General features: G+C 52.7%; 2 rRNA genes. Both read right to left on the bottom strand.

Features of this window, described 5'->3' with window-relative positions:
- Nucleotides 1–19: 19 nt before the first annotated feature.
- Nucleotides 20–135: ribosomal RNA gene (gene rrf / locus AC0Z8Z_RS25195) — 5S ribosomal RNA — on the bottom strand.
- A 146-nt stretch (nt 136–281) separates the two neighbouring features.
- Nucleotides 282–1,631: ribosomal RNA gene (locus AC0Z8Z_RS25190) — 23S ribosomal RNA — on the bottom strand; the annotation flags it as partial.

The raw sequence follows: 1,631 nt of genomic DNA, 5'->3' as shown, positions 1-1,631 counted from the left end.
ATGGGGTTTCGGAATTTAATCTTGACGATGACCTACTCTCACATGGGGAAACCCCACACTACCATCGGCGATGCATCGTTTCACTGCTGAGTTCGGGATGGGATCAGGTGGTTCCAACGCTCTATGGTCGTCAAGAAATTCGGGTACTGACTCGTTCTCTCGAACGCTTCAGCAAATCGGGTATGTGATCAAGGTACAGCTTGTGTGCTCGCAAACTTTCGTCTTCATGCGTCTTCACACACCGCAACCTGCTGTCTTTCTGCAGATTGCTTGGGTGTTATATGGTCAAGCCTCACGGGCAATTAGTATTGGTTAGCTCAACGCCTCACAGCGCTTACACACCCAACCTATCAACGTCGTAGTCTTCGACGGCCCTTCAGGGAACTCAAGGTTCCAGTGAGATCTCATCTTGAGGCAAGTTTCCCGCTTAGATGCTTTCAGCGGTTATCTTTTCCGAACATAGCTACCCGGCAATGCCACTGGCGTGACAACCGGAACACCAGAGGTTCGTCCACTCCGGTCCTCTCGTACTAGGAGCAGCCCCTCTCAAATCTCAAACGTCCACGGCAGATAGGGACCGAACTGTCTCACGACGTTCTAAACCCAGCTCGCGTACCACTTTAAATGGCGAACAGCCATACCCTTGGGACCGGCTTCAGCCCCAGGATGTGATGAGCCGACATCGAGGTGCCAAACACCGCCGTCGATATGAACTCTTGGGCGGTATCAGCCTGTTATCCCCGGAGTACCTTTTATCCGTTGAGCGATGGCCCTTCCATACAGAACCACCGGATCACTAAGACCTACTTTCGTACCTGCTCGACGTGTCTGTCTCGCAGTCAAGCGCGCTTTTGCCTTTATACTCTACGACCGATTTCCGACCGGTCTGAGCGCACCTTCGTACTCCTCCGTTACTCTTTAGGAGGAGACCGCCCCAGTCAAACTACCCACCATACACTGTCCTCGATCCGGATAACGGACCTGAGTTAGAACCTCAAAGTTGCCAGGGTGGTATTTCAAGGTTGGCTCCACGCAGACTGGCGTCCACGCTTCAAAGCCTCCCACCTATCCTACACAAGCAAATTCAAAGTCCAGTGCAAAGCTATAGTAAAGGTTCACGGGGTCTTTCCGTCTAGCCGCGGATACACTGCATCTTCACAGCGATTTCAATTTCACTGAGTCTCGGGTGGAGACAGCGCCGCCATCGTTACGCCATTCGTGCAGGTCGGAACTTACCCGACAAGGAATTTCGCTACCTTAGGACCGTTATAGTTACGGCCGCCGTTTACCGGGGCTTCGATCAAGAGCTTCGCGTTAGCTAACCCCATCAATTAACCTTCCGGCACCGGGCAGGCGTCACACCCTATACGTCCACTTTCGTGTTTGCAGAGTGCTGTGTTTTTAATAAACAGTCGCAGCGGCCTGGTATCTTCGACCGGCATGAGCTTACGGAGCAAGTCCTTCACCCTCACCGGCGCACCTTCTCCCGAAGTTACGGTGCCATTTTGCCTAGTTCCTTCACCCGAGTTCTCTCAAGCGCCTTGGTATTCTCTACCCAACCACCTGTGTCGGTTTGGGGTACGGTTCCTGGTTACCTGAAGCTTAGAAGCTTTTCTTGGAAGCATGGCATC

This window comes from Pseudomonas sp. 1L-C-7-B-C1 (genome assembly GCF_057291635.1).
The sequence above is the reverse complement of the archived record's forward strand: the minus strand, read 5'-3'. Positions and strand labels throughout refer to the sequence as shown.